The sequence below is a fragment of the Streptomyces sp. SID5785 genome, from assembly GCF_009870065.1.
Taxonomy (GTDB): Bacteria; Actinomycetota; Actinomycetes; order Streptomycetales; family Streptomycetaceae; genus Streptomyces.
Genome location: NZ_WWIA01001083.1, coordinates 1 through 1,133, shown reverse-complemented (window position 1 = coordinate 1,133; position 1,133 = coordinate 1). Strand labels below are relative to the sequence as shown.

General features: G+C 72.1%; 1 pseudogene. It reads left to right on the top strand.

Features of this window, described 5'->3' with window-relative positions:
* Positions 1-1,083 (top strand): annotated as a pseudogene (gene hmgA / locus GTW43_RS34980) (homogentisate 1,2-dioxygenase); the annotation flags it as partial.
* Positions 1,084-1,133 lie beyond the last annotated feature (50 nt).

Below are 1,133 nucleotides of genomic sequence, written 5' to 3'. Positions count from 1 at the left end.
TAGTTCACCCGCGCGGAGAACGGGACGGTGCGTACGGCTCCCTTCACCGACGCGGCCCCCGACCCCAACCGCCGCCGCTGGAACCCGCTGCCGGACCCGGCCCCCGGCACCGACTGGCTGACCGGCCTGTGGACGCTGGGGGGCAACGGCGACGCGACGCAGCGCACCGGCATGGCCGTGCACCTGTACCACGCGAACGCGTCGATGACGGACCGCGTGTTCAGCGACGCGGACGGCGAGCTGCTGCTGGTGCCGGAGCGCGGCGGGCTGCTCCTGCACACCGAGTTCGGGCTGCTGGCGGCCGCTCCGGGCGAGGTCGCCCTGATCCCGCGCGGGGTCCGCTTCCGCGTCGAGCTGCTCGACGAGAGCGCCCGCGGGTACGTGTGCGAGAACTACGGGGCGCCGTTCCGGCTGCCCGACCTCGGCCCGATCGGGGCCAACGGCCTGGCGAACGCGCGGGACTTCAGGGCCCCGGTCGCCGCGTACGAGGACACCGAAGAACCGGTCGAGGTGGTCAACAAGTTCTGCGGCAACCTCTGGACGGCCCGCTACGACCACTCGCCGCTCGACGTGGTCGCCTGGCACGGCAACCACGTGCCGTACGTGTACGACCTGCACCGGTTCAACGTCATCGGCTCGATCTCGTACGACCACCCGGACCCGTCGATCTTCACGGTGCTCACGTCGCCCTCGGACACCCCGGGGCTCGCCGGGGTCGACTTCGTGGTGTTCGCGCCGCGCTGGCTGGTCGGCGAGGACACCTTCCGGCCGCCGTACTTCCACCGGAACGTGATGAGCGAGTACATGGGCCTGGTCGAGGGTGCCTACGACGCGAAGGCGGAGGGGTTCGTACCGGGCGGGGGCTCGCTGCACAACATGATGTCGGCGCACGGTCCGGACCGGGAGACCTTCGACCGGGCGAGCGCGGCGGAGCTGCGGCCGCAGAAGGTGGACGACGGTCTGGCCTTCATGTTCGAGACGCGGTGGCCGGTGACGGTTGCTGCGCAGGCGGGCGGGGCGGCGTGGCGCCAGCGGGGGTACGACGGGGTCTGGGCGGGCCTGGAGCGCCACTTCCGGGTCTGAGCGGTGATTCGGCTCTCCGTCCGGTGGGGCTTCTCGCGCAGTTCCCCGCG